At 35.3% G+C, this 235-nt stretch carries 1 protein-coding gene; it reads left to right on the forward strand.

Features of this window, described 5'->3' with window-relative positions; translation table 11 throughout:
- Positions 1-235: hypothetical protein (locus tag P8629_RS12730; RefSeq protein WP_278166449.1), on the forward strand; the 235-nt coding region annotated here is incomplete at both ends.

Below are 235 nucleotides of genomic sequence, written 5' to 3' on the forward strand. Positions count from 1 at the left end.
TTTTGATAGGTCTGTTGTTTTATGTGGGGATAAATGTTTTTCAGTTCAACTTCACACTTTTTTTAAAAGATATTTATCATGGGACGCCTGTACTTATCGGCAGCATCTTAACTTTTGTGGGTATTTGCGAAATTATTACAAGAGCCATTTTACTGCCGTGGTTATTGAAGCTGTTTTCGGATAAAAATATTGGAACAGCAGGATTAATTATCGTGGGTATCGGCCTAGGTTTAAT

The organism is Hydrogenovibrio sp. 3SP14C1, from assembly GCF_029625905.1.
Lineage (GTDB): Bacteria > Pseudomonadota > Gammaproteobacteria > Thiomicrospirales > Thiomicrospiraceae > Hydrogenovibrio.